Annotated in this window: 16 protein-coding genes and 2 pseudogenes; 6 read left to right on the top strand and 12 right to left on the bottom strand. The window is 70.7% G+C overall.

Annotated elements, in window-relative coordinates; all coding sequences use genetic code 11:
* Positions 1-271 precede the first annotated feature (271 nt).
* From ACGFZQ_RS51960 to ACGFZQ_RS51950, 3 genes are read right to left on the bottom strand one after another with little or no spacing between them, the layout of a single operon-like run.
* Complete coding sequence (locus ACGFZQ_RS51960) at positions 272-1,054, bottom strand: enoyl-CoA hydratase (protein ID WP_393846471.1); 783 nt, start codon at positions 1,052-1,054, stop codon at positions 272-274.
* 10 nt (positions 1,055-1,064) lie between these two features.
* On the bottom strand, positions 1,065-2,240 hold the full coding sequence (locus tag ACGFZQ_RS51955) for an acyl-CoA dehydrogenase family protein (protein WP_393846470.1): 1,176 nt from the start codon (positions 2,238-2,240) through the stop codon (positions 1,065-1,067).
* Positions 2,237-3,238, bottom strand: coding sequence for an acyl-CoA dehydrogenase family protein (locus tag ACGFZQ_RS51950; protein ID WP_393846469.1), 1,002 nt, complete (start codon positions 3,236-3,238; stop codon positions 2,237-2,239). The genes ACGFZQ_RS51955 and ACGFZQ_RS51950 overlap by 4 nt, the downstream gene beginning before the upstream one ends.
* 129 nt (positions 3,239-3,367) lie before the next feature.
* Here ACGFZQ_RS51950 and ACGFZQ_RS51945 point away from each other — a divergent pair, with 129 nt between their 5' ends.
* Positions 3,368-4,042 carry a TetR/AcrR family transcriptional regulator gene (locus ACGFZQ_RS51945; protein ID WP_351702479.1) on the top strand — a complete coding sequence of 225 codons (675 nt, stop codon included), beginning with the start codon at positions 3,368-3,370 and terminating at the stop codon, positions 4,040-4,042.
* Positions 4,043-4,153: 111 nt separating this feature from the next.
* Positions 4,154-4,966 (top strand): acyl-CoA thioesterase, encoded by an 813-nt coding sequence (locus tag ACGFZQ_RS51940; protein WP_393846468.1) that lies wholly within the window; start codon positions 4,154-4,156, stop codon positions 4,964-4,966.
* Positions 4,967-4,996: 30 nt separating this feature from the next.
* Here ACGFZQ_RS51940 and ACGFZQ_RS51935 read toward each other — a convergent pair whose 3' ends face one another.
* The gene (locus ACGFZQ_RS51935) at positions 4,997-5,371 is read right to left on the bottom strand and encodes a hypothetical protein (RefSeq protein ID WP_393846467.1); all 375 of its coding nucleotides are present in this window, start codon (positions 5,369-5,371) and stop codon (positions 4,997-4,999) included.
* 143 nt (positions 5,372-5,514) lie between these two features.
* On the opposite strand from ACGFZQ_RS51935, the pseudogene ACGFZQ_RS51930 reads away from it, so the two are divergent.
* Together ACGFZQ_RS51930 and ACGFZQ_RS51925 are read left to right on the top strand one after the other, a co-directional pair.
* Positions 5,515-6,024 (top strand): annotated as a pseudogene (locus ACGFZQ_RS51930) (FAD-binding oxidoreductase); the annotation flags it as partial.
* On the top strand, positions 6,025-6,405 hold the full coding sequence (locus tag ACGFZQ_RS51925; protein WP_393846472.1) for a 2Fe-2S iron-sulfur cluster-binding protein: 381 nt from the start codon (positions 6,025-6,027) through the stop codon (positions 6,403-6,405). It abuts the pseudogene before it with no gap.
* On the opposite strand, the gene ACGFZQ_RS51920 is transcribed toward ACGFZQ_RS51925, so the two are convergent.
* Both ACGFZQ_RS51920 and ACGFZQ_RS51915 read right to left on the bottom strand, forming a co-directional pair.
* Entirely contained in the window at positions 6,382-7,437 is a 1,056-nt protein-coding gene (locus ACGFZQ_RS51920; protein WP_393846466.1) for a CaiB/BaiF CoA transferase family protein, read from the bottom strand. The two genes, ACGFZQ_RS51925 and ACGFZQ_RS51920, sit on opposite strands and share 24 nt — an antisense overlap.
* Positions 7,438-7,739: 302 nt before the next feature.
* Positions 7,740-8,170: pseudogene (locus ACGFZQ_RS51915) on the bottom strand (methylmalonyl-CoA mutase family protein); the annotation flags it as partial.
* A 201-nt stretch (positions 8,171-8,371) separates the two neighbouring features.
* Between ACGFZQ_RS51915 and ACGFZQ_RS51910 the strand changes: the two are divergent.
* Positions 8,372-9,334: an aldo/keto reductase gene (locus tag ACGFZQ_RS51910; RefSeq protein WP_393846465.1), complete on the top strand. Its 963-nt coding sequence runs from the start codon at positions 8,372-8,374 to the stop codon at positions 9,332-9,334.
* A gap of 99 nt (positions 9,335-9,433) precedes the next feature.
* Positions 9,434-10,543 (top strand): PP2C family protein-serine/threonine phosphatase, encoded by a 1,110-nt coding sequence (locus ACGFZQ_RS51905; protein WP_393846464.1) that lies wholly within the window; start codon positions 9,434-9,436, stop codon positions 10,541-10,543.
* A 112-nt stretch (positions 10,544-10,655) separates the two neighbouring features.
* On the opposite strand, the gene ACGFZQ_RS51900 is transcribed toward ACGFZQ_RS51905, so the two are convergent.
* From ACGFZQ_RS51900 to ACGFZQ_RS51875, 6 genes are all read right to left on the bottom strand, one after another.
* Positions 10,656-12,461, bottom strand: coding sequence for an RICIN domain-containing protein (locus ACGFZQ_RS51900; protein ID WP_393846463.1), 1,806 nt, complete (start codon positions 12,459-12,461; stop codon positions 10,656-10,658).
* 53 nt (positions 12,462-12,514) lie between these two features.
* Positions 12,515-14,674 carry a beta-galactosidase gene (locus ACGFZQ_RS51895; protein WP_393846462.1) on the bottom strand — a complete coding sequence of 720 codons (2,160 nt, stop codon included), beginning with the start codon at positions 14,672-14,674 and terminating at the stop codon, positions 12,515-12,517.
* 44 nt (positions 14,675-14,718) lie between these two features.
* Positions 14,719-15,684: a carbohydrate ABC transporter permease gene (locus tag ACGFZQ_RS51890; protein WP_393846461.1), complete on the bottom strand. Its 966-nt coding sequence runs from the start codon at positions 15,682-15,684 to the stop codon at positions 14,719-14,721.
* Positions 15,681-16,619: a carbohydrate ABC transporter permease gene (locus ACGFZQ_RS51885; protein WP_393846460.1), complete on the bottom strand. Its 939-nt coding sequence runs from the start codon at positions 16,617-16,619 to the stop codon at positions 15,681-15,683. Before ACGFZQ_RS51885 ends, ACGFZQ_RS51890 begins: the two co-directional genes overlap by 4 nt.
* An 87-nt stretch (positions 16,620-16,706) precedes the next feature.
* On the bottom strand, positions 16,707-18,098 hold the full coding sequence (locus tag ACGFZQ_RS51880) for an extracellular solute-binding protein (protein ID WP_393846459.1): 1,392 nt from the start codon (positions 18,096-18,098) through the stop codon (positions 16,707-16,709).
* 359 nt (positions 18,099-18,457) lie between these two features.
* Positions 18,458-19,597 (bottom strand): LacI family DNA-binding transcriptional regulator, encoded by a 1,140-nt coding sequence (locus ACGFZQ_RS51875; RefSeq protein ID WP_393846458.1) that lies wholly within the window; start codon positions 19,595-19,597, stop codon positions 18,458-18,460.
* Between the last annotated feature and the right edge of the window lie 101 nt (positions 19,598-19,698).

The raw sequence follows: 19,698 nt of genomic DNA, 5'->3' as shown, positions 1-19,698 counted from the left end.
TCATACCAAGACGATGCCCACTACCAGGCGAGATCACCCGACGTAACGAAGCACTACTAGGGCCTGTCCGGCGGATCATGCCGCGGACGCGGGGCCTGGCACGTCCACCTGCGGCGTTGTCGTCGGTTGTCAACGTCCCCCAGCCTTCGGCCGGGGGTGCCCCCACCGCGTTGCCGCCCTCCTCCGCCTTGCAGCTGGACGCACCAGACCCCGCTCACCGGCGCTGATGATGTGCCGTTGTTCTCCTGCGACCTGATCCGCCGGACAGGCCCTAGCGCAGCTTCTCCTTCATCTCGTCCTGCTTCGCCAGGATCGGATAGCCGCTGACGCTCAGCGCGTTGCCGTGCCCGGTCTGGTGGATGTCGAACACCGACTGGACGGCGGCGTAGAAGCCCTGGACGTCCAGGGTCTGGTTGACGGCACGTTTGGCCTGGCGCAGGCCGAAGGCGGGCATCCGGGCGATCCGCTCGGCGAGTTCACGGGTGGCCGCGTCCAACTCGGCGCGTGGCACGACCTGGTTGACCATGCCGACCCGCTCGGCCTCCTCGGCGGTCAGCGGCCGGCCGGTGAAGAGGATCTCCTTGGCCTTGCGGGGACCCAACTCCCAGGTGTGGCCGTGGTATTCGACGCCGCCGATGCCCATGGTGACGACCGGGTCGGAGAACAGGGCGTCCTCGGCGGCCACGATCAGGTCGCAGGGCCAGCACAGCATCAGCCCGCCGGCGATGCAGCGGCCCTGCACGGCGGCGATCGACGGCTTCGGTACGTTGCGCCAGCGCAGCGTGTACTCCAGGTACCGGCGGTTCTCGGCCCGGTAGATCCACTCCAGGGTGATCTCGTCGGGGCCGGGCCAGCGGTCCTTGAGGTCGTGCCCGGCGGAGAAGTGCTTCCCCTCGGCGCGCACCACGATCACCTTCACCTCCGCGTCCGCGGCGGCCCGCGTCCAGGCGGCGTCGAGTTCGTCGAGGAGGGCGGCGTTCTGGGCGTTGGCGACCTCGGGCCGGTTGAGGGTGAGGGTGGCGATGCCGTCCTCGACCTCGTACAGGGTGTGCACGGACGTCTCCTCAGCGTCGGGGCAGACCGAGCACCCGCTCGGCGATGATCGTGCGCTGGATCTCGGACGTGCCACCGGCGATGGTGCCGCCGAAGCTGCGGGCGAAGCGGTTGAACCAGCCGGCGGAGTCGTCGTCGAAGCTCATGTGGTGGTACGGCGCCGTCCGCGCCGGATGCAGCAGGCCGTCGGGGCCGGACGCCTCCAGGACGTGCTCCAGGGCGTGCTGTGCCGCCTCCGAGCCGAACACCTTGAGCACGGACAGCGCCGGTACGTCCTGCTCGCCGCGGGCGGCGCGGGCGAGGGCGGCCGAGCCGAGCAGTCGTAGCGCCTGGAGGTCCATGACGAGCGTGGCGTACCAGTCCTTCTGCAGGGCGCCGGTGGGCCGGAAGTCGCGTGCGGCGGCCTCCAGCCGCTCGGCCTCGCCCAGCCACATCAGGGTGCGCTCGTGCCCGAGGGAGCCGTTCGCGACCCGCCACCCCTGGTGGAGGGGGCCGACGAGGTTCCCGGCGGGGACCCGGACGCCCTCGAAGAAGACCTCGTTGAAGTCCTTGTCGTCGGGGCCGGTGTAGGAGGCGAAGGGGCGGCGGGTCACGCCGGGGGTGTCGGTGGGGACGAGGAGGACGCTGATGCCCTTGTGCTTGGGGGCGTCCGGGTCGGTGCGGACGAAGGCGAGCAGCACGTCGGCGTCGTGGGCGCCGGACGTCCAGACCTTCTGGCCGTCGACGGTGAAGTGGTCGCCGTCGAGTACCGCGCGGGTGCGCAGGGAGGCCAGGTCGGAACCGGCGCCGGGCTCGCTCATGCCGAGGGCGGCGGTGAGCTCGGCGCGCAGGATGGGCACGGCCCAGCGGTGCTTCTGCTCCTCGGTGCCGAAGGAGAGCAGCGAGGCGGCGATGATGCCGACGCCCTGCGGGTTGAAGCTGTGGCAGATACGGCGCCGGGACAGCTCCTCGCGGTGCACGTACTGCTGGACGACGGTGGCGTTGCGGCCGCCGAACTCGGGCGGGTTGCCGGGCAGCAGCCAGCCCTCGTCGAACTGGAGGCGCTGCCAGCGCCTGGCCCACTCGGGCAGGTGCGCGGTGGAGCGGGAGCGTTCGGCGGCCTCCGCCTCGGTCGGCAGGTTGGCCTCCAGGAACACGGTGAACTCGGCGCGGAAGGCCTCGACTTCGGCATCGAAGGACAGCCTCATGACGCCGCCTCGGCAACCCACTGGTTGGCGACGAGCGCCCGGTGCTCGGCGGCCCCGCCGAGCATCAGCTCGCCCGCCTTGGCCCGCTTGACCGCGAACTGCAGGTCGTTCTCCCAGGTGTGGCCCATCGCTCCGAACAGCTGCACGGCGTTGCGGAACACCAGCGCCTGGCACTCCCCCGCCGAGGCCTTGGCCATCGAGGCGGCCAGGCCGCGCCGGGGGTCGCCCTCGGCGATGGTGAGGGCGGCGAAGTAGGCGAGGGCGCGGGCCCGTTCGACGGCCACGTGCATGTCGGCCGCCTTGTGCTGGACGGCCTGGAAGGAGCCGATGGGCGCGTCGAACTGACGGCGGGTGCGGACGTGGTCGAGCACCAGGTCGAGGGCGCGACGGCAGGCGCCCACCATGGTCAGGGCCATGCCGGTGAGCGCGACGTGACGGGCGTTCCCCGGATCCGCCCCGCTCCGCTCGCCCCCGCCGACCCGGACCCGCGCGAAGGTGACGTCGGCGAGGTGCAGCACGGGGTCGAAGACCGGGGTGCGTACGGCGGTCACCTCGGCGGCGGGTACGACGAAGACACCGGCGCCGGTGACGACGGCGAGGCGGTCGGCGCGGTCGCCGTCGAGTACGTGGCGGGCGGTGCCGTCCAGGACCCAGCCGCCGTCGGCGGGCCGTGCGGTGGCGCCCTCGTGGACGGCCGCGCCGGACCGGCCCGGATCCGCGAACTCCGCTGCGAGCGGGGCGAACTGGGTCAGGGTCGCCAGGTAGGGCGTGGGGTCGGTGGCCCGGCCCAGCTCCTCCAGGACGATCGCCAGTTCCACCGCGTCCGCCGGGTCGGTCAGCTCGGTCCAGCCGAGGTCCGCATAGCCGCGCCACAGCGGGTCCGGATCGGCGCCGTCGTCCACGACGGACCGCACCAGCGCCGGCGGGCAGTCCTTGCGGACGGCCTTGTGCACGGTGTCCTGCCACAGCCGTTGCTCGGCGTCGAACTCGAACAGCATCGGCACCTCCGAGCACGAAGATGAGAATCACATTCTCCCTATTGGGAATCAGAAGTCTCCTCCAGATCCCTGGTGATGTCCAGACTGGATATAGGTTGCTTGCCGGTGTGGTGCAGTAATGTTCTCCCCATGGCACAGAAGGCGGATCAGCCCGTGAGCAGCACCTCGACCGAGGAACCGGCCTGGAAGCAGCGCGCGGTCGAGCGTTCCACCCAGGCGGCGAAACGCCGGGCGGAGCAGAGGGTGGAGCGGTTCCTCGACGCGGCCCAGGCGATCATGGCGGAGAAGGGCACGACCGACTTCACCGTGCAGGAGGTCGTCGACCGCTCCAAGCAGTCACTGCGGAGCTTCTACCAGCACTTCGACGGCAAGCACGAGCTGCTGCTCGCCCTGTTCGAGGACGCGATGGGCAAGTCCGCGGACCAGTTGCGGGCCATCGCGGCCGAGCAGTCCGATCCGCTGGACCGGCTCAGGGTGGTCGTCCAGGAGCTGTTCGAGAGCTCGCGCCCCGACCCGACCGGCAAGCAGCGCCCCCTGTTCAGCGACTTCGCGTTGCGGCTGCTGGTCTCGCACCCGGCCGAGATGCGGGTCGCGAACGCGCCGCTGCTCGCGCTCTTCACCGAACTGATGGAGAGCCTGGAGGAAGCGGACGTGCTCCGCCCGGGCTACAAGGCCAAGCGGGTGGCGGCGCTGACCATGCAGACCGTCATGTTCAACGCCCAGTCCAGCGGCCAGGACGCGGCCCACCCGCTGACCGCGGAGGAGATCTGGGACTTCTGCGCGAGCGGGATCACGGGCGAGTAGGGGCCAGGGCGAGCCGGGTCGGCCGCCAACCCGACGCCTTCCAACTTGCGAGAGTGTCATTCTCGCACGCGAATATCTCCATTACCCTCGCTGGCATGCCACTTGCCGTGAGTGAACTCTGGGACGACCTCCTGCACTGCCTCGACCTCCAGGGGCACGACGAGGAGACGGGCCCTGTCTACGAGGCGAGCAACCAACGACTCGGCTACCACCGGCTGTTCGGCGGGCAGTTGCTGGCCCAGTTCGTCCGGGCGGCGCAGCTCGGCTGCCCCGGGCAAGAACGTCAAGTCCCTGCACGCCCTGTTCACCCGTGCGGGCCGGCCGGAAGAGCCCGTCCGCTACGAGGTACTGCGTCACCACGACGGGGGTTCCTTCGCCGCGTCGACGGTGGTCGCCCGGCAGGCGCGGGGCGTGGTGGCCACCGCGTCGGTGTCCCTGCACGTCCCGGAGGACGGCCCCGCCCGCCAGACGGTCCCGGCCGTGCCCGGACTGCCCGGCCCCGAACACCGCAGGGACCTCCACCCGATCCCCTGGGAGACGCGGACCACCGCCGACCTGGACACCCCCGCGTCCGAGCCGCCGGAGTTCGAGCTGTGGATGCGCTGCCCGGCCGCCGAGCCGGACCTGGCCCCGGCGCTCACCGCCTACGCCACCGACCTGACGCTCATCGGCACCGCCCTGCGCCCCCTCGCCGGAGTCACCCAGCACGACTCCGGGACGGCCTTCACGTCCGCGGTCACCTCGCACACCGTCTGGTTCCACCGGTCGTTCGGCGCCGACGGCTGGCTGCTGCTGCTGCAGCACAACCCGGTCCTGGCACACGGCCGCTGCTTCGGCCGGGGCGACGTCCTCACCGAGGACGGCACCCTGGTCGCGTCCTATGCCCAGGAGGCGTTGCTGCGCTTCCCGCCGGAGCCGGGATGACCTCGGGCCGGCGACCTCCCGGCGGCCGCCTCACGGTGCCGGCACCTCCACCACCATCGCCGACCCCATGCCGCCTCCGGCGCACATCGACGCGACCCCGATTCCGCCGCCCCGGCGCCGCAGTTCGTGCACGAGCGTGACCAGCATGCGGGCGCCGGTGGCGGCGACGGGATGGCCGAGGGAGCAGCCGCTGCCATTGACGTTGACCCGGTCGGCGTCGAGGCCGAGACGCCGGACGGCGGCCACGGCCACCGAGGCGAAGGCCTCGTTGATCTCGTAGAGGTCGACGTCGGCGGTGGTGAGGCCGGCGCGGGACAGCGCCTTGGGAATGGCCTTCACCGGGGAGAGCCCGGTCTCCGCGGGGTCCACGCCGACGGACGCCCAGGACCGCACGGTCGCCAGCACGGGCAGGCCCTGGGCGGCCGCCGTCGGCCCGCTCGCGACGACCAGGGCGGCCGCGCCGTCGTTGCCACCGCAGGCGTTGCCCGCGGTGATGCCGAAGCCATCGATCTCGGGGTGCCCCGCACGACGGCCCGTTCTCCTATCAGGCCGGACAGTTCTGCGTCTTCCGGGTGCGCGTCGGCGGCCGGGACCTGCTGCGCTCGTACTCGATGTCGAGCGCCCCGGAGTCCGACGCCCATCTGATGACGACGGTCAAGCGCGTCCCTCGGGGCAGGGTCTCCAACTGGCTCGTCGACCACGTCGGCGAGGGCGACGAGCTGGAACCGACCCTGCCCCGCGGCCGGTTCTGCCTGCGCCCGGCCGAAACCCCGCTGCTCGGCTTCAGCGGCGGCAGCGGTATCACCCCGATCCTCTCCCTGGCCAAGAGCACCCTGGCCGGCACCGGGCGGAGCGTGCGGCTGCTCTGCGCCGACCGGGACCGGGACGCGGCGATCTTCCGCTCGGCGCTGGAGCGGCTGGCGGACCGGTACCCCGGACGGCTGACGGTCGTACGCCATCTCGATGCCGAGCGCGGGTTCCTCGACCCGGCCGGCATAAGGGAGTTCGTCGGGGCGGACGGTGCCGCGGACGCGTATGTGTGCGGGCCGGAGCCCTTCATGGGGCTCGTGGAGTCGGCGCTGCCCGGGCCGGGGCGGGTCTTCAGCGAACGGTTCGACGGTGTTGCCGCGGCGCCCGTGGCGAACGGCACGGCGCCCGCGCATGACTCCGGTACCGTCACGATCCTGCTCAGCACCAAGCGCGTCTCGGTGCCCAAGCACCCGAACGAGACCCTTCTGCAGAGCGCCCGCCGGGCCGGTCTGACCCCGCCGTTCTCCTGCGAGGCCGGCAACTGCGCCACCTGCATGGCCAGGGTGACCGAGGGCAGCGCGACCATGCGGGTGAACGACGCGCTCACCGAGGACGAGGTCGCCGAAGGGTACGTCCTGACCTGCCAGGGCGTGCCGGACGAGGGGTCAGTCACCGTCCACTACGAGTGAGCCGTGCTCGCCGAGGCGGGGCGGCGGCCGGAACTCCGGCCGGTGTCCGGCGACCCGGACCGGGTTGCCGACCAGCCGGTAGTCTCCGGCCCGCACGATCATCTCCGGAGCCGCGTCCAGGGCCTCGGGCAGGGTGCGGACGGCCGCGGCCGGGACCCCGAGCGGGCGGAGCCGGGCCTCCCAGCCCTGGGCCGTCTCCGCGGCCAGGGCGCGCGTGACGTCGGTGAGCACCTCCTCCCGGCGGGCGGCCCGCTCGGCCATCGTCGGGAAGCCGTCGATCCCGGCCTCGGCGGCGAAGGTCCGCCAGAAGCCGTCATGGGTGACGAACAGCGCCAAGTGCCCGTCCCGGGTGGGGAAGAGCTGGGCCGGTACGTAGTAGGAGTGCGCGCCGTGGGGCATGCGGCGCGGTTCGACCCCGTCGTTGAGGTAGGCGGCGGCCCGGTAGTTGAGCTGGGCGAGCATCACGTCCCGCAGGGCGACCTCGACCTGGCCGCCGCGCCCGGACACGATCTGCGCGAGCAGCCCCAACGCGGCGGTCAGCGCCGCCGAGTTGTCGACGGACGAGTACCCGGGCAGGGTCGGCGGCCCGTCGGGGTCGCCGGTGAGCGCGGCGACTCCGGTCGCGGCCTGGATGACGTAGTCGAAGGCGGGATCGTCCCCCGCGTCCAGGCCGTAGCCGGTGACGGCCACACAGACGATGCGCTCGTTGACGCGGCGCAGGCTGTCGTACGTCAGCCCCAGGCGTCGTACGACCGAGGGCTTGAGGTTGACCAGCAGCGCGTCGGCTTCGGCGGCCAACTCCCGCATCCTGTCCTGCCCTTGCCGGGACGTAAGGTCGAGGCAGATGCTGCGCTTGTTGCGGTTGATGCTGGCGAAGTAGGCGTCGCCCACCTGCCGGGAGAGGTCACCGCCGGGCGGTTCGATCTTGGTGACCTCGGCGCCGAGGTCGGCCAGCAGCATGGTGGCGAAGGGGCCCGCGAGGATGTGACCGACCTCCAGGATCCGCAGCCCGGCCAGGGGTGCGGGGCTCACCGGAACTCCGCCGCGAGCCCGGCGATCGTCTCCCGGGTACGGCGCTTGGAGGCGACCAGTTCCTCGCGGCCGTCACCGATGGGCAGCAGGCGCACGGACAGGTCGGTGACCCCCGCGTCCGCGAACCGCTGGAACCGGGCCGCGATGGCCGCCTCGTCGCCCGCCGCACAGATGTCTCCGACGTCCTCGGCGTCGCCGTACTCCAGGAGCCGCTGGTAGTTGGGCGAGATCTCGGCCTCGCCGAGAACGCGGTTGGCGCGTTCGCGGGCCGCGTCGACCTCGGCGGGCCGGCACAGGGAGGCGTACTCCTTGAGAATGTCGTTCTGGATGGTGCCGGTGAGCCTGGCCCGGGGCACTCCACTCCGCTCGGCGGCGGCCACGTACAGGGCGAGCAGGATCGCCGCCGTGCCGTTGATGGTGAAGCTGGTGCTGATGCGGTCCAGCGGGATGCCGCGTCGTCGGAGTCGTAGCCGCACTGGGTGGGGAGGTCGAGTGCCACCGAGAGGCCCGTTCCGCCCTGTTCCAGCAGGTAGTGGTAGCGGCGGTTCGACTCCTCGGCGGTGCCGAACCCCGAGTACTGCCTGAGCGTCCACAGCCGCCCCCGGTACCCGGAGGCGTGGTTGCCGCGCGTGAACGGGAACGTGCCCGGTTCGGGCGGCTCGGCAGCCCGGTCCGCCGGTCCGTAGACCGGCTTCAGCGGGATGCCGGACGAGGTCTGGGCGAAGTGATTCATCTCTGAATACAGTACTTGCGGAAAAGAGAATGCCAATACCACAAGGGAGAACGACTCTTCTGGTGGTGGGATGCGCGGCGGCGACGCCATCTCGATGTTCCTCAGGAACATTGACATGCCTTTTGTAGCGATTTCCGTGTTCCTGCACAGTGGGCTCCGCACCAGCGCCGCCCCCTCACACAACGAAGGGATTCGCCCGCCGTGGCCACACTCCGCCCACTTGGCACGTCCGACCTCGCCGTCTTCCCCCTCGCCCTCGGTGGCAACGTCTTCGGCTGGACGGCCGACGAGAAGCAGTCCTTTGCCGTGCTCGACGCCTACACCGCGGCCGGCGGCAACCACCTCGACACCGCCGACGTCTACGCGGCCTGGATCGACGGGCTCAAGGGCGGTGAGTCCGAGACCGTCCTCGGCAAGTGGCTGGCCGCACGCGGCAACCGCGACAAGGTGATCCTGTCCACGAAGGTCGGCATGCACCCGGACTACCAGGGCCTGTCCGCGCCCACCATCAAGGCCGCGGCCGAGCAGTCGCTGCGCCGCCTCGGCGTTGACCACATCGACCTCTACTACTCCCACTACGACGACCCGTCCGTGCCCGTGGAGGAGATCGTCACAGCCCTGGACGACCTGGTGAAGGCGGGCAAGGTACGGGCCGTGGCCGCCTCGAACCTCTCCGCGGAGCGGCTTCGGGAATCCCTCGACTTCGCCGAGCGCGAGAACCTCGCCCGGTACGTGGCGATCCAGCCGGAATACAACCTGGTCTCCCGCGAAACCTATGAGGGCGCGCTCCAGGACACCGTCGAGCAGGCCGGGCTCTCCGCCCTGCCCTACTACGGGCTTGCCGCCGGCTTCCTGACCGGCAAGTACCGTCCGGGCGTCGCAGTCGACAGCGCACGCGCCGGTCTGGCGGCCGGGCACGTGTCGACGGAGCGGGGCGTCGCGGTGCTCGGGGCGCTGGACACCGTCGCCGAGGCGCACGGCGCCGAGCTCGCCACCGTCGTCCTCGCTTGGCTCCTCACCCGTCCCACCGTCGTGGCCCCGATCGCCAGCGCCCGCAACCTGGAACAGCTCCCGGCCCTCCTCGCCGTACAGGACCTCACCCTCACCGCCGAGGACATCCGCCTTCTCACGGAGGCTTCGGCCGTCGGGGCACCCTCGTCCTGAGCGCCTGGAAGGCGCGGGAACGCTGCGACCTCGTGATGCGGGCCGTGACCGACTGCTCGTATCGTGAGAGGACAGAGACGGCGCGGTAAGCAGGAAACCATGGCAGAACCGGCGGTCGACTACGCGGCGGTGTTCCAGGCTCTTCCCGGGGCGGCGGCGCTGGTGACTCCGCAGCTGGTCCTCGCGGACGCCAACGCGGAGTTCCTGCGTCTCAGGGGCCTCCCCCGCGACCAGGTGGTCGGTACCTTCATACCCGAGGACCGCCCCGAGAACGACTCAGCCGAGCCTCTCCTGCTCAGAGTCCTGGCGTCACTGCGCCGGGCGGCGGACACCGGTGAGCGCAGCGTCGTAGCGCTGCAGCGCTACGACGTGAAGGACCCAGATCAGCCCGGGGTATGGCACGAGCGGTATCTCAACGTGACCAACATTCCCGTGTTCGGAACCGACGGGCAGGTGTCGCTGCTGCTGCAGCGACTGGAGGACGTCACCGAACTCATCCGTGCCCGTGAAGTCGCGCTGACCTTGCAAGAAGCCATGTTGCCCACCCCTGGGCCGGTCGGCCGGCACCCGACGGCCGTGCGCTACCGGCCGGCCGCCGAGGCGTTCAACGTGGCCGGCGACTGGTACGACCTGGTCGACCTGCCCGGCGATCGCATCGCGGTCGCCGTCGGCGACGTCGTCGGCCACGGCCTGTCCGCGGCCGGTGTCATGGGACAACTGCGCAGCGCCCTCACCGCCGCCTCTCTCGTCCCGGAAGGCCCCGCCCGCGCCCTGGAAGTCCTCGGGCTGTACGCCCGGACCGTCGACGGCGCCGAGAACACCACCGTGGCCACGGCATTCGTCGACTGGGAGAACGACACCATCACCTACAGCAGCGCCGGCCATCCCCCGCCGGCGCTCCTGCAGAGGGACGGGACCGTCGATTTCCTGGACCAGGCGACCGACCCGCCTCTGGCCGCCCGCCCTCAACACGGCCCGCGGACCCAGGCTGTCGCGCCCTTCCGTGAGGGCGCTGTCCTCGTGCTTTATACCGACGGTCTGATCGAACGACGCGGCGAGGACATCGACATGGGCCTCGCCCGGCTCGCCGACTCCCTGGCCCGCCACCAGGCAGACGATCCCGAGACTCTCGCCGACGCCGTACTCGTCGACCTGCTCCCACCCGGCGACGCCACCGACGACACCGCGCTGGTCATCGTGCGTCTGTGAATCGGCTTGCGTGGGCGTCAGGACCGGGCGTCACACGCCGGAACCCCGCTCACCGGAAAGTACCCGACAGCGGGGTTCGTCTCGACTGTCCTTTCGCCTCACCGGCCGGCGTCTACCTGACCAGTTCCCAGTCCTGGGAGCCGTCCGTGGCCGCCGTCTGCAGGGTGAGCTGCCCGCCGGCGGTTGCTCCGGTCAGGTACAGGGCCGTGTTCTTGACCGACTGGAGCTTGTAGAGGCCGTCGCTGGTCTTGACGAGGTTCCAGCTGCCGGTGGAGCTGTTGTCGACCCACTGGCCGATCTTCTGTCCGGCCGTCGCGTTGCCGGTCCAGATCGCCGCCGCGCGGCCACCCGACTTGTTGAGCAGCGTGGTTCCGCCGCCCGGCTCGGTCACCACGTGCCAGAACTGGGTGTCGGGGTTGGCCGCCGAACCCGCGTCCTCCAGGCGGACGTCGGGCACGTCAGCGTTGCCGAGGTTGGCGTCGTTGGTCTTGTTACCGGTGCCCATGACCTGGTCGGACTTGCGGTTGAACAACTGGTAGTAGGTGCCGGCCGAGTTGCCGAGGTCCGTCTCGGCGTACGCGATCGTCGAGGTCCCCTGGTTGTTGAGGATCACCAGACGGCCCGTGTCGTCGACGTACTGGAGGTTGCGGCTGTAGCCGGCCTTCGAGGTGGTCTGGTACTCCTTCCAGGTGCCGTCGCCGCGTCCGGTCTGGTTGACCCAGACGCTTGCGCTGCCGGCCGCGTTGTAGACCAGGCGGCCGCCGGGCAGCCGGACGAGGACCGGGCTGCCGCCGGTCGCCAGGGTGCGGGAACCGGTGTCGACGGGCAGGGAGTTGACGCCGGTTCCGGTGGCCGACCCCTTGAAGAACTCCAGCGGGTTGCTTGCGATCTGGTACCGGGTGTTGGCGCCGCCGCCCCAGTACTCGTAGGTGATCATCCACTTGCCGTCGGTCGTGCGGGCCACGTTCGTCATGCCGGGCCGCCCGCCGCCGATCTCCGACTTGCCGCTTCCCATGTCCTGGGTCAGCCCCGCGATGTCGACGACCGGGTCGCTCCACTGTGCCGCGTGGCCGTCCCAGGTCCTGTGCACGAGGATCTGGCCCTGCGAGTCCGTGGCCGTGTCGTTGGCGGGGTCGAGAGTGGCGACGCCGGTGGTCGGGTCGAAGCCGGTGTAGTCGTTCTCGTCGGAGTAGTAGCAGACGAGCTTGCCCTTGTAGACCATCAGGTACGGCTCCCAGACCGGGTCCACCTGGTGGCTGGTGTTCGCCGAGGCGACGTTCTGGCCGATCGCGCCCGCGCTGCCGCCCTGCCAGCCGCCGGTGGCGACGACGTTGTCGACCTTCCAGGTGGCCCCGTTGTCCATACTCGCGTACAGGGCGATCGCCACGTCCTTGCGGTCACCGTCGTTGGTGGGCGTCCAGTTCGGGTCGGCCGCCTTGTGCTCCTCGTAGTAGGAGTCGTCGCCCGACACGACGCTCGCCAGCAGCAGGGTGCCCTGCTTCAGGTCGCCCACGTCCTGGGGCAGGACGTACAGGTACGGGTTGGTCCAGTTGCTGGTGTACTTCGCGTACTTGGCGTCGCTGGACAGATAGGCCGGTGCCTTCACCTCGGACAGGGACTGCCAGGTCGTACCGTCGTCGTCGCTCTTGTACACGGGAAGCGTCTGCCCGTCGGCGCTGCCCGAGGCCGGGACCGTGGACTTCTCGAACGGCGCGACCAGCCGGCCGTTCGGCAGCTCCGCCGACTTCGGGTAGACCGCGCAGTTCCCCCGGCCCTTGAGGCACGCCTCACTGCCGAGCTGGTAGATGGTCCCGCCCGTCGGGGCGTACGCCTGGGCGCCGCCGGACGCGGGGATCGCCAGCAGTGCCGCGGCCGCGACGGCGGCTCCCAGCAGTCTTCTCAGTCTCTTTCTCTGCACAGCCTCTCCTTTGAGGTGGGTGGTCCTCGGGGTGGCACCGACGGGCCTTCGTCCTAGACCCTCGCTCCGTCGGAATCGGCGGCGACGAGCACCTTCACGTCCCAGGCGCCCAGTTCAAGCGCTGTGCCCGCGGGGACGGGAGTGCCGTCGAGAACATCGGTCAGCTCGACGGGAGCCGCGACCCGCGCGGGCTGCCAGCTCCAGTTGTGGATCACGTGAACCCTGCGGCCGTCCGAGGCCGTGCCCGTGGTGGCGGTGACGGACGCCGGAAGGTCCTGCCATCCGCTGCGCGCGGCGGGCGCCAGCCAGTCGGCGAGGGCCCGGGCGAGACCGCGCCCCGGGGCGGTGCCGACGCAGGTGATCTGCCCCTCGCCGTGGCGGCGGGTGGTGATCGCCGGCCACCTGCCGAAGTGGGGGTGGTCGTAGCGGGCGAGTACCTCGGCGTCGTGCACGGTCAGGCCGTCCGCCCAGTGCGTGGCCGTCGCGTCCTCGGGGAGGTCGAGCGGGCCGTCAGGGGCGGCGGTGACCGTGATCCCGGCGGTCAGGTTGCTGAACTCGTCGTACGTCACGCCCGCCGCGTCGGCGAGACCACCGGGGGCCGGCTCCAGCCGGGCCCGTGCCTCGTGGTCGGCGTAGGCCGTCCGCGGGCCGAGGACCAGATGGCCGCCGGCATGGGCGTAGGCGGCCAGCCAGTCCACGGTGGTGTCGTGGGCGAGGTACAGGGCGGGCACCACCAGGACCGGGTGGCACCGGGCCGCTTCGGCGGGTGCCATGCCCTCCTGGTCGCCGTCCGGGTCGTGGAGCTGCCGGACGTGGACGATGCGGACCTGACGGCCGGCGTCGAAGGCACCTCGGTAGAACGGGTCGAAGATACGGTGGTAGGAGGCCGGGTCCGGGTCGCCGTCGGCGGTCGCCAGGGGCGGGTACTTCTGCATCAGCCACTTGCTCGGCGTCGAGTAGACCATCGTGATGTCGGCGTCCGGCTCCAGCCCCGCGACGAGCAGGCCGGCCTTCTCGAACTCCGCGCCCAGTCTGGCGATCTCGGCGTACGTCCGGCCCGGGCGGCCGCTGTGCGGGAGGACGCCGCCCCAGTAGGTCTCGGCGCCGAAGCGCAGGGTCTGCCACTGCCAGTACTCGATCATCCGGGCGCCGCGAGCCACATGGGCCCAGGCGGCCTGGCGCCACTGGCCGTCGAATCCGGGGCGGTTGTCCCACGGGAAGCCGATGGAGTTCGCGTTGGTCTCGGTGACCAGGAACGGCTCCTGGCGTGAGGAGAACATCCAGTCCGCGGTCTGGTACATCGACCAGACTCCGGTGGTCTTCCAGATCTGTTGGTGCTCGTCGGGCGTGGGGTCGGGGAGCAGCAGGCCGTCCTGCATGTCGTAGTACGGGTTGCCGGACGCGATGTCGAGGCGGTCCGACAGCTCGTCGTCCTCCACGCCGTTACGCGTGTAGGAGATGCAGGTGGTGACGAACTGCTCCGGCCGGGCGTACTCGCGCACGATGTCGGCCTGCCAGCCGATGAACTCGGTGACCTGGCGGGCCTGGAACTCCCGCCAGGCGACGTCGTACTGGGGCTGCTCGTTGCCGTCCGGGGTCCACAGGTCGGCCCAGGTGGACAGCCGGTGCGACCAGTAGACGAGGCCCCACTCGCGGTTGAGGGTCTCGACGTCCCGGTACTTGTGGCGCAGATGGTCGACGAACCGCTCGAACACGCCCCGGTTGTGCAGCAGATGCAGCCCCGGTTCGTTGTCCACCTGCCATCCGATGACCGCGGGGTGGTCGTGGTACCGCTCGGCGATCTTGCGGATCACCCGCTCGGCGTGGAACCGGAACGCCGGGTGGGTGATGTCCACCTCCTGGCGGGCGCCCCAGCCGATCCGCTCGCCCGTGCGCCGCTCACCGGTGATCTCCGGGTACTGCCGGGCCAGCCACGGCGGCACGGCGTAGGTCGGCGTGCCGAGGATCACGGAGATCCCGCGCTCATGGGCGCCGTCGAGCACGGGTCGCAGCCAGTCGAGGTCGAACCGTCCGTTCTCCGGCTCCCAGGTCGACCAGACCGACTCTCCGACGCGGATGACGGTGAAGTGCGCGTCGGCCATCAGGTCGAGGTCGGTCTTGAGCTGGTCGTCGGGCTGCGTGCCGCCGTAAGCCGGCGTGTACTCGTGGTAGTAGGCAGCGCCGAACAGGACACGGGCGGGCAGGACCGCCATGAAGGGACCTCCAAGAGGGGGAAGGGAGAAGGAGCAAGGTGTGCTTACTGCTTGACACCGCCGGCGGCCAGGCCGCTCTGCCAGTACCGCTGGAGCATCAGGAAGGCCACGACGAGGGGGATGACCGAGATCAGCGAGCCGGTCACGACGAGCGCGAGCATGTCGCTGCTGGCACCCGCCCCGCCGTTCTGGGCCTGGGCCGCCCAGGAGGAGAGCCCGACCGTGACGGGGTACAGCTTCGGGTCGTTGAGCATGATCAGCGGCAGGAAGTAGTTGTTCCAGGTCGCCACGAGCGTGAAGAGGACGACCGTCACCAGACCCGGTGCCAGCAGCCGCAGCGCGATCCGGACGAAGATCCGCAGTTCTCCGGCGCCGTCGATCCGGGCGGCCTCCAGAAGGCTGTCGGGTACGGCGTCCTGGGCGTAGATGCGCATCAGGTAGAGGCCGAACGGGCTGACGAGCGAGGGCAGGACGATCGCCCAGGGGGTGTTGACCAGTCCCACCTTGGCGAAGAGCAGGTAGGTCGGGATCGCCAGTGCGGTGGTCGGGATCATGATGGCGCCCAGGACCAGGTTGAAGGCGGAACTGTTGCCCCGGAACCGGTACTTGGCGAAGCCGTATCCGGCCGCGGTGGCCAGCAGTGCGGCGCCGAGGGCACTGCCGACCGAGTACAGGACCGTGTTGAGCAGCCAGTGCAGGAAGACGCCGTCGTCGTAGGTCAGGGTCTGCCCGATGTTCGCCAGCAGTCGCGGGCTGTGCGAGAACCACAGGCCGAAGCTGTTGAACAGGTCCTGGGTGCTCTTGGTCGAGGCGACGGCGAGCCAGAACAGCGGCAGCAGGAAGTAGGCGAGTACGGCCAGCATGACGATCGTCAGCGGGGTGCTGCGGCGTCGGACCGGGGAGCGGCGCCCGCGCGGGATCCTGGCCGCCCGACGGGACGCGGTGGCCCCGGAGGCGGTCGTGGCCGGGGCCGCGGGGGCCCGGGTCGAGGACTGGGAGACGACCGTCACGACGTCCTCCTGCGGTTCGCGGTGATCAGCACGGCGTAGGAGAAGACCACGATGACCAGGCCCAGGAGGAAGGAGACCGCGGCCGCGTAGTTCACCTGCTGTCCGGTGAAGGCGAGGGTGTAGGCGTAGAGGTTCGCGGTGTACGAGCTGTCGATCACATCGGGGGCGATGGTCTGCAGCAGTTTCGGCTCGTTGAACAGCTGGAAGCTGCCGATCACCGAGAACAGCAGGGTCAGCAGGAGCGCCGGCCGGAGCGCGGGCAGCTTGACCGACCAGGCGATGCGCCAGGCACCGGCGCCGTCCACGGCGGCCGCCTCGTACAGCTCACCCGGGATGGTCCGCAGCGCGGCGTAGAGAATGATCATGTTGTAGCCGACGAACTCCCAGGTCACCACGTTCGCCAGGCTGCCCAGCATCCAGGTGTCGCTGAGGAAGTGCGGGACCGGCACATCGAGTTTCCGGCCCAGTTGGGCGAAGGGGCCGAAGTCGGGGCCGTAGAGGTAGCCCCACATGAGGGTCGCGACGACGCTCGGTACCGCGTACGGGACGAAGATACCGAGCCGGATGACCTTGGCGAGCCGCAGCAGGCCGCTGTCGAGCGCGAGCGCGAAGAGCAGCGCCAGCAGCAGCATCACGGGGACCTGGATCGCGAAGAACGCCACGACCCGCAGCAGACCTTCCCTCAGGAACGGGTCCTTCAGGGCGGTCAGGTAGTTGTCCAGCCCGACGAACGTCGTCCCGCCGATGAGCCGTTCCTGGAACAGGCTGAGGTAGGCGGCGTAGCCGAGCGGGGTCAGGAACAGCAGCACGAACAGCACCATGAACGGTGCGATGAACAACGGGCCTGCCGCACCGTGGCGCAGGCCACCGAGCCGGCGGCGCTGCGGCCCCGCTCGGCCCGGGTCCTCGGTGGAGGCCGCGGTCATGGCGGTCATCAACGGGCCTTTCTGGATGTCGGGGATGGCCGGCCGCGGGTCCCGGGGCTCATGCGGAGAGCGCCCTGGTCCGGAACCCGCCGGCGGTCAGGCGGACTTGACGGTGAAGCCCTGGCCCTTGGCGTAGACGGTGAGCCGCTGCTGCCAGGCGTCGAGCGCGGCACCGCTGTCGGTCTTGCCGGCGAGGGACTTCCCGACGGTCTCGGTCCAGTCGGTGGCGGCCTGGTCGAGGAACGGCGGCCACTGGAAGTCGTCGCTGACCGTCTCGCTGATACCGGCGAAGACCTGGTTCACCTTCTGGCCGCCGTAGAAGGACGGCGTGGCGCCGGTGAAGGACGAGTCGGCCAACAGGGCCTTGGTCGCCGGGAAGAACGACTGCTCGGCCGCGAACATCTTCGCGCTCGCGGGGTCGCTGTTGAGGAACTGGGCGAACTGCGCGGCGGCGACGGGGTTCTTGGTCGAGCGGATGACCGCGCTGGTCGAGCCGCCCCAGTTCCCGGACACGGGACTCGACGCGTCCCACTGCGGCAGCGGAGCGGCCCGCCACTTGCCCGCCGTGGCCTTGGCGGAACCGGAGAGGAACGCCGGGCCCCACGCGGCGGTGATCCAGGTGGCGTACCTGCCCTTGTTGAGCCCGGCGTACCAGCCGTCGGTGAAGTCCGGGTCGGTGCTGATGACGCCTTCCTTCGCGAGGCCGCCCCAGTAGGTGCCGAGCTCCTTGGAGATCGCGTCGTTCACGTCGATGGTGATGTCGCTCTTGCCGGACAGGGCGTAGGGGTGGGCGCCCGCCTGCCACAGCAGGCCGTGCCAGGCGGCGGCCTCGTTCGCCGCGAGGTTGGTCAGGTAGACGCCCGGGTCGGCCTTGTGCAGCTTGCGCGCGGCGGCGGCGAACTCGTCCCAGGTCGTCGGCGGCTTGATGCCGTGCTTGTGGAAGATGTCCTGCCGGTACAGCATGCCGAGCGGGCCGGTGTCCTGCGGGATCGCCCAGATCTCACCGTTGGAACCGCTGACCTGCGCCCAGGTCCAGTCCACGAACTCGCTCTTCAGATCGGCGGCGCCGTAGGGGCTCAGGTCCAGCAGGCTGTCCGTGATGGTGAACGTGGGGATCGCCTGGTACTCCACCTGCGCCAGGTCCGGGGCGCCCTTGCCGGCCTTGATCGCCGTACGCAGCTTGGTGTAATGGGCCACGCCCTGACCGGCGTTGACGACCTTGACCTTGATGGCCGGGTACTTCTTCTGGAAGAGGGCGACCTCCTTCTCGATGTTCGGGACCCAGGTCCAGAAGGTGAGTTCGGCCGGCGTCTTCATCGCCTTGTCGATGTCGGCCTGAGAGAGCGGCTTGGTGGAGCTGCCGCCGCTGCCCCCGCTGCCGTTGCCGCCGCTGCAGGCGGACAGCGCGACGCTGAAGGTGGCCGCCCCCACGGCGGCGAGGAATCCGCGACGGCTCGGGGAGGAGGACGTGACGAAGGATCTGGGCATGGTGAACTCCCGCCGGTAGGGCGAAGGTGAGGGCATGCCTGCGGCGGCATACCGGGCAAGGGAACGCGAGGAGGTGACGACCGGGGCTTCGGGGTCGGTGCGTGGAAGGGCACGTCGTCATCGGCTGCTCCCGGCTCGCGGTGCGGATGGCGGACCACGAGGGGGAGGGCGGTCGGAGCGGGCGCCGGTGCAGCGGCCCGCTCGGCGAGAAGGAGATCGTGCGGTGCCCGAGTCCCCGCGGGCGGCTGAGCCGGCATGGCAGGGAGGGGTGGACCGGGCAGCGGCCCGTGCGGCGGCTGCGTGTGCGTTACAGGTCCGGCCCGGAATCCGTGGTCAGGGCCGACCGGGGCAAAAGTTGATCAGGAACGGTCGGATAGACCTCCACTCGACGGCGTGGCCTTCGCGCCACGACGCGGACGCGTGGCGGAGCGCGGTGCCCCGCCCGGATTCGTACGGGACGGAGCGGGCGCGGTCGACGCGCGAAGGACGAGCTCGACGGGCGGATCGTTTGCCGGGGGCAGGTCCGCGCCGGGTTTCTCGATGGCGTGGACGAGAAGTCTCAGCCCTTCCTGGGCCACGGCGTCGAACGGCTGGCGCACGGTGGTCAGCGGCGGGGTCACGAACGCGGCCACCGGGATGTCGTCGAATCCGACGACGCTGACGTCCTCCGGCACGGTGCGGCCGGCCTCCGTCAGTGCGCGCATCAGGCCGATGGCCATGTCGTCGTTGGCGGCGAACACCGCGGTCACGCCGGGGTCCGCGGCCAGTACCCGGCCGGCCGCGTAGCCCGATGCCGCGGACCAGTCGCCCTCGACGACCGACGGCTCGTCGCGGCCCCGTGCCTCCAGAGCCTCACGCCATCCCCGCAGGCGGTCGCGGGCGGCATACCAGCGCTGCGGACCCGCGAGATGGTGGACGGTCTGGTGCCCGAGGTCGAGGAGATGCTCGGTGGCGGCCCGGGCCAGCAGGTCGGCGCCGACGCCGGCGGCCACGGTGCCGGGGCCCGTCGTGGCCACGGGGGCACCCAGGACCAGCACCGGTACGCGCACGTCGGTGGGGACCGCTCCCCCGTCCCCCTCCTCGTCGATCGGCTCGGAGATGACGATGCCGTCCACGCCCTGGTCGAGGAGCGAGTCGACGGCTCCGCGGACGCCTCCCGGATCGCCTTCCAGGGTGTTGACCACGCGGAGCGCGTAACCGGTGTCCCGGGCGGCCCGCTCGATGCCGATGAGAAGTGACGCGGGTCCGTACAGTGCCGTCCCGAGCGTCACCACGCCGATGGAGCGGGTCCGGCCGGAGGCCAGCGCCCGGGCCGCGTGGTTCAGCCGGTAGCCCAGTTCGTCGGCCGCGTCGAGCACCCGCTTGCGTACCTCTGCCGAGACGTACGCCTCGTCGTTGAAGACCCGCGACACCGTCTTCTGCGACACGCCGGCCAGCCGGGCCACATCCACGCTCCGGGGCGCACCGGAAACGCCGGCCCGTCCTGCTGATGGCGTCATGGGGTTCTCCGTAAGTTGTTAGGTGGCCCGGGAGGGCCGGATGTGGCTTATGGGGTCTTGCCTTCAGTGGCTTCTCAGGAGTGGCCGTCCGGCTCTCCGGG

The organism is Streptomyces sp. NPDC048254, assembly GCF_043201895.1.
Lineage (GTDB): Bacteria > Actinomycetota > Actinomycetes > Streptomycetales > Streptomycetaceae > Streptomyces.
Note: the sequence above shows the minus strand (reverse complement) of the source record. Positions and strands in the feature narration are given on the sequence as shown.

What these genes read in the sequence shown, in the direction of transcription:
- ACGFZQ_RS51895 (WP_393846462.1), bottom strand. Translation starts at nt 14,674, where the DNA reads ATGGCGGTCCTGCCCGCCCGTGTCCTGTTCGGCGCTGCCTACTACCAC.
- ACGFZQ_RS51905 (WP_393846464.1), top strand. Translation starts at nt 9,434, where the DNA reads ATGGCAGAACCGGCGGTCGACTACGCGGCGGTGTTCCAGGCTCTTCCC.
- ACGFZQ_RS51875 (WP_393846458.1), bottom strand. Translation starts at nt 19,597, where the DNA reads ATGACGCCATCAGCAGGACGGGCCGGCGTTTCCGGTGCGCCCCGGAGC.
- ACGFZQ_RS51885 (WP_393846460.1), bottom strand. Translation starts at nt 16,619, where the DNA reads ATGACCGCCATGACCGCGGCCTCCACCGAGGACCCGGGCCGAGCGGGG.
- ACGFZQ_RS51955 (WP_393846470.1), bottom strand. Translation starts at nt 2,240, where the DNA reads ATGAGGCTGTCCTTCGATGCCGAAGTCGAGGCCTTCCGCGCCGAGTTC.
- ACGFZQ_RS51925 (WP_393846472.1), top strand. Translation starts at nt 6,025, where the DNA reads ATGGGGCTCGTGGAGTCGGCGCTGCCCGGGCCGGGGCGGGTCTTCAGC.
- ACGFZQ_RS51950 (WP_393846469.1), bottom strand. Translation starts at nt 3,238, where the DNA reads ATGCTGTTCGAGTTCGACGCCGAGCAACGGCTGTGGCAGGACACCGTG.
- ACGFZQ_RS51880 (WP_393846459.1), bottom strand. Translation starts at nt 18,098, where the DNA reads ATGCCCAGATCCTTCGTCACGTCCTCCTCCCCGAGCCGTCGCGGATTC.
- ACGFZQ_RS51945 (WP_351702479.1), top strand. Translation starts at nt 3,368, where the DNA reads ATGGCACAGAAGGCGGATCAGCCCGTGAGCAGCACCTCGACCGAGGAA.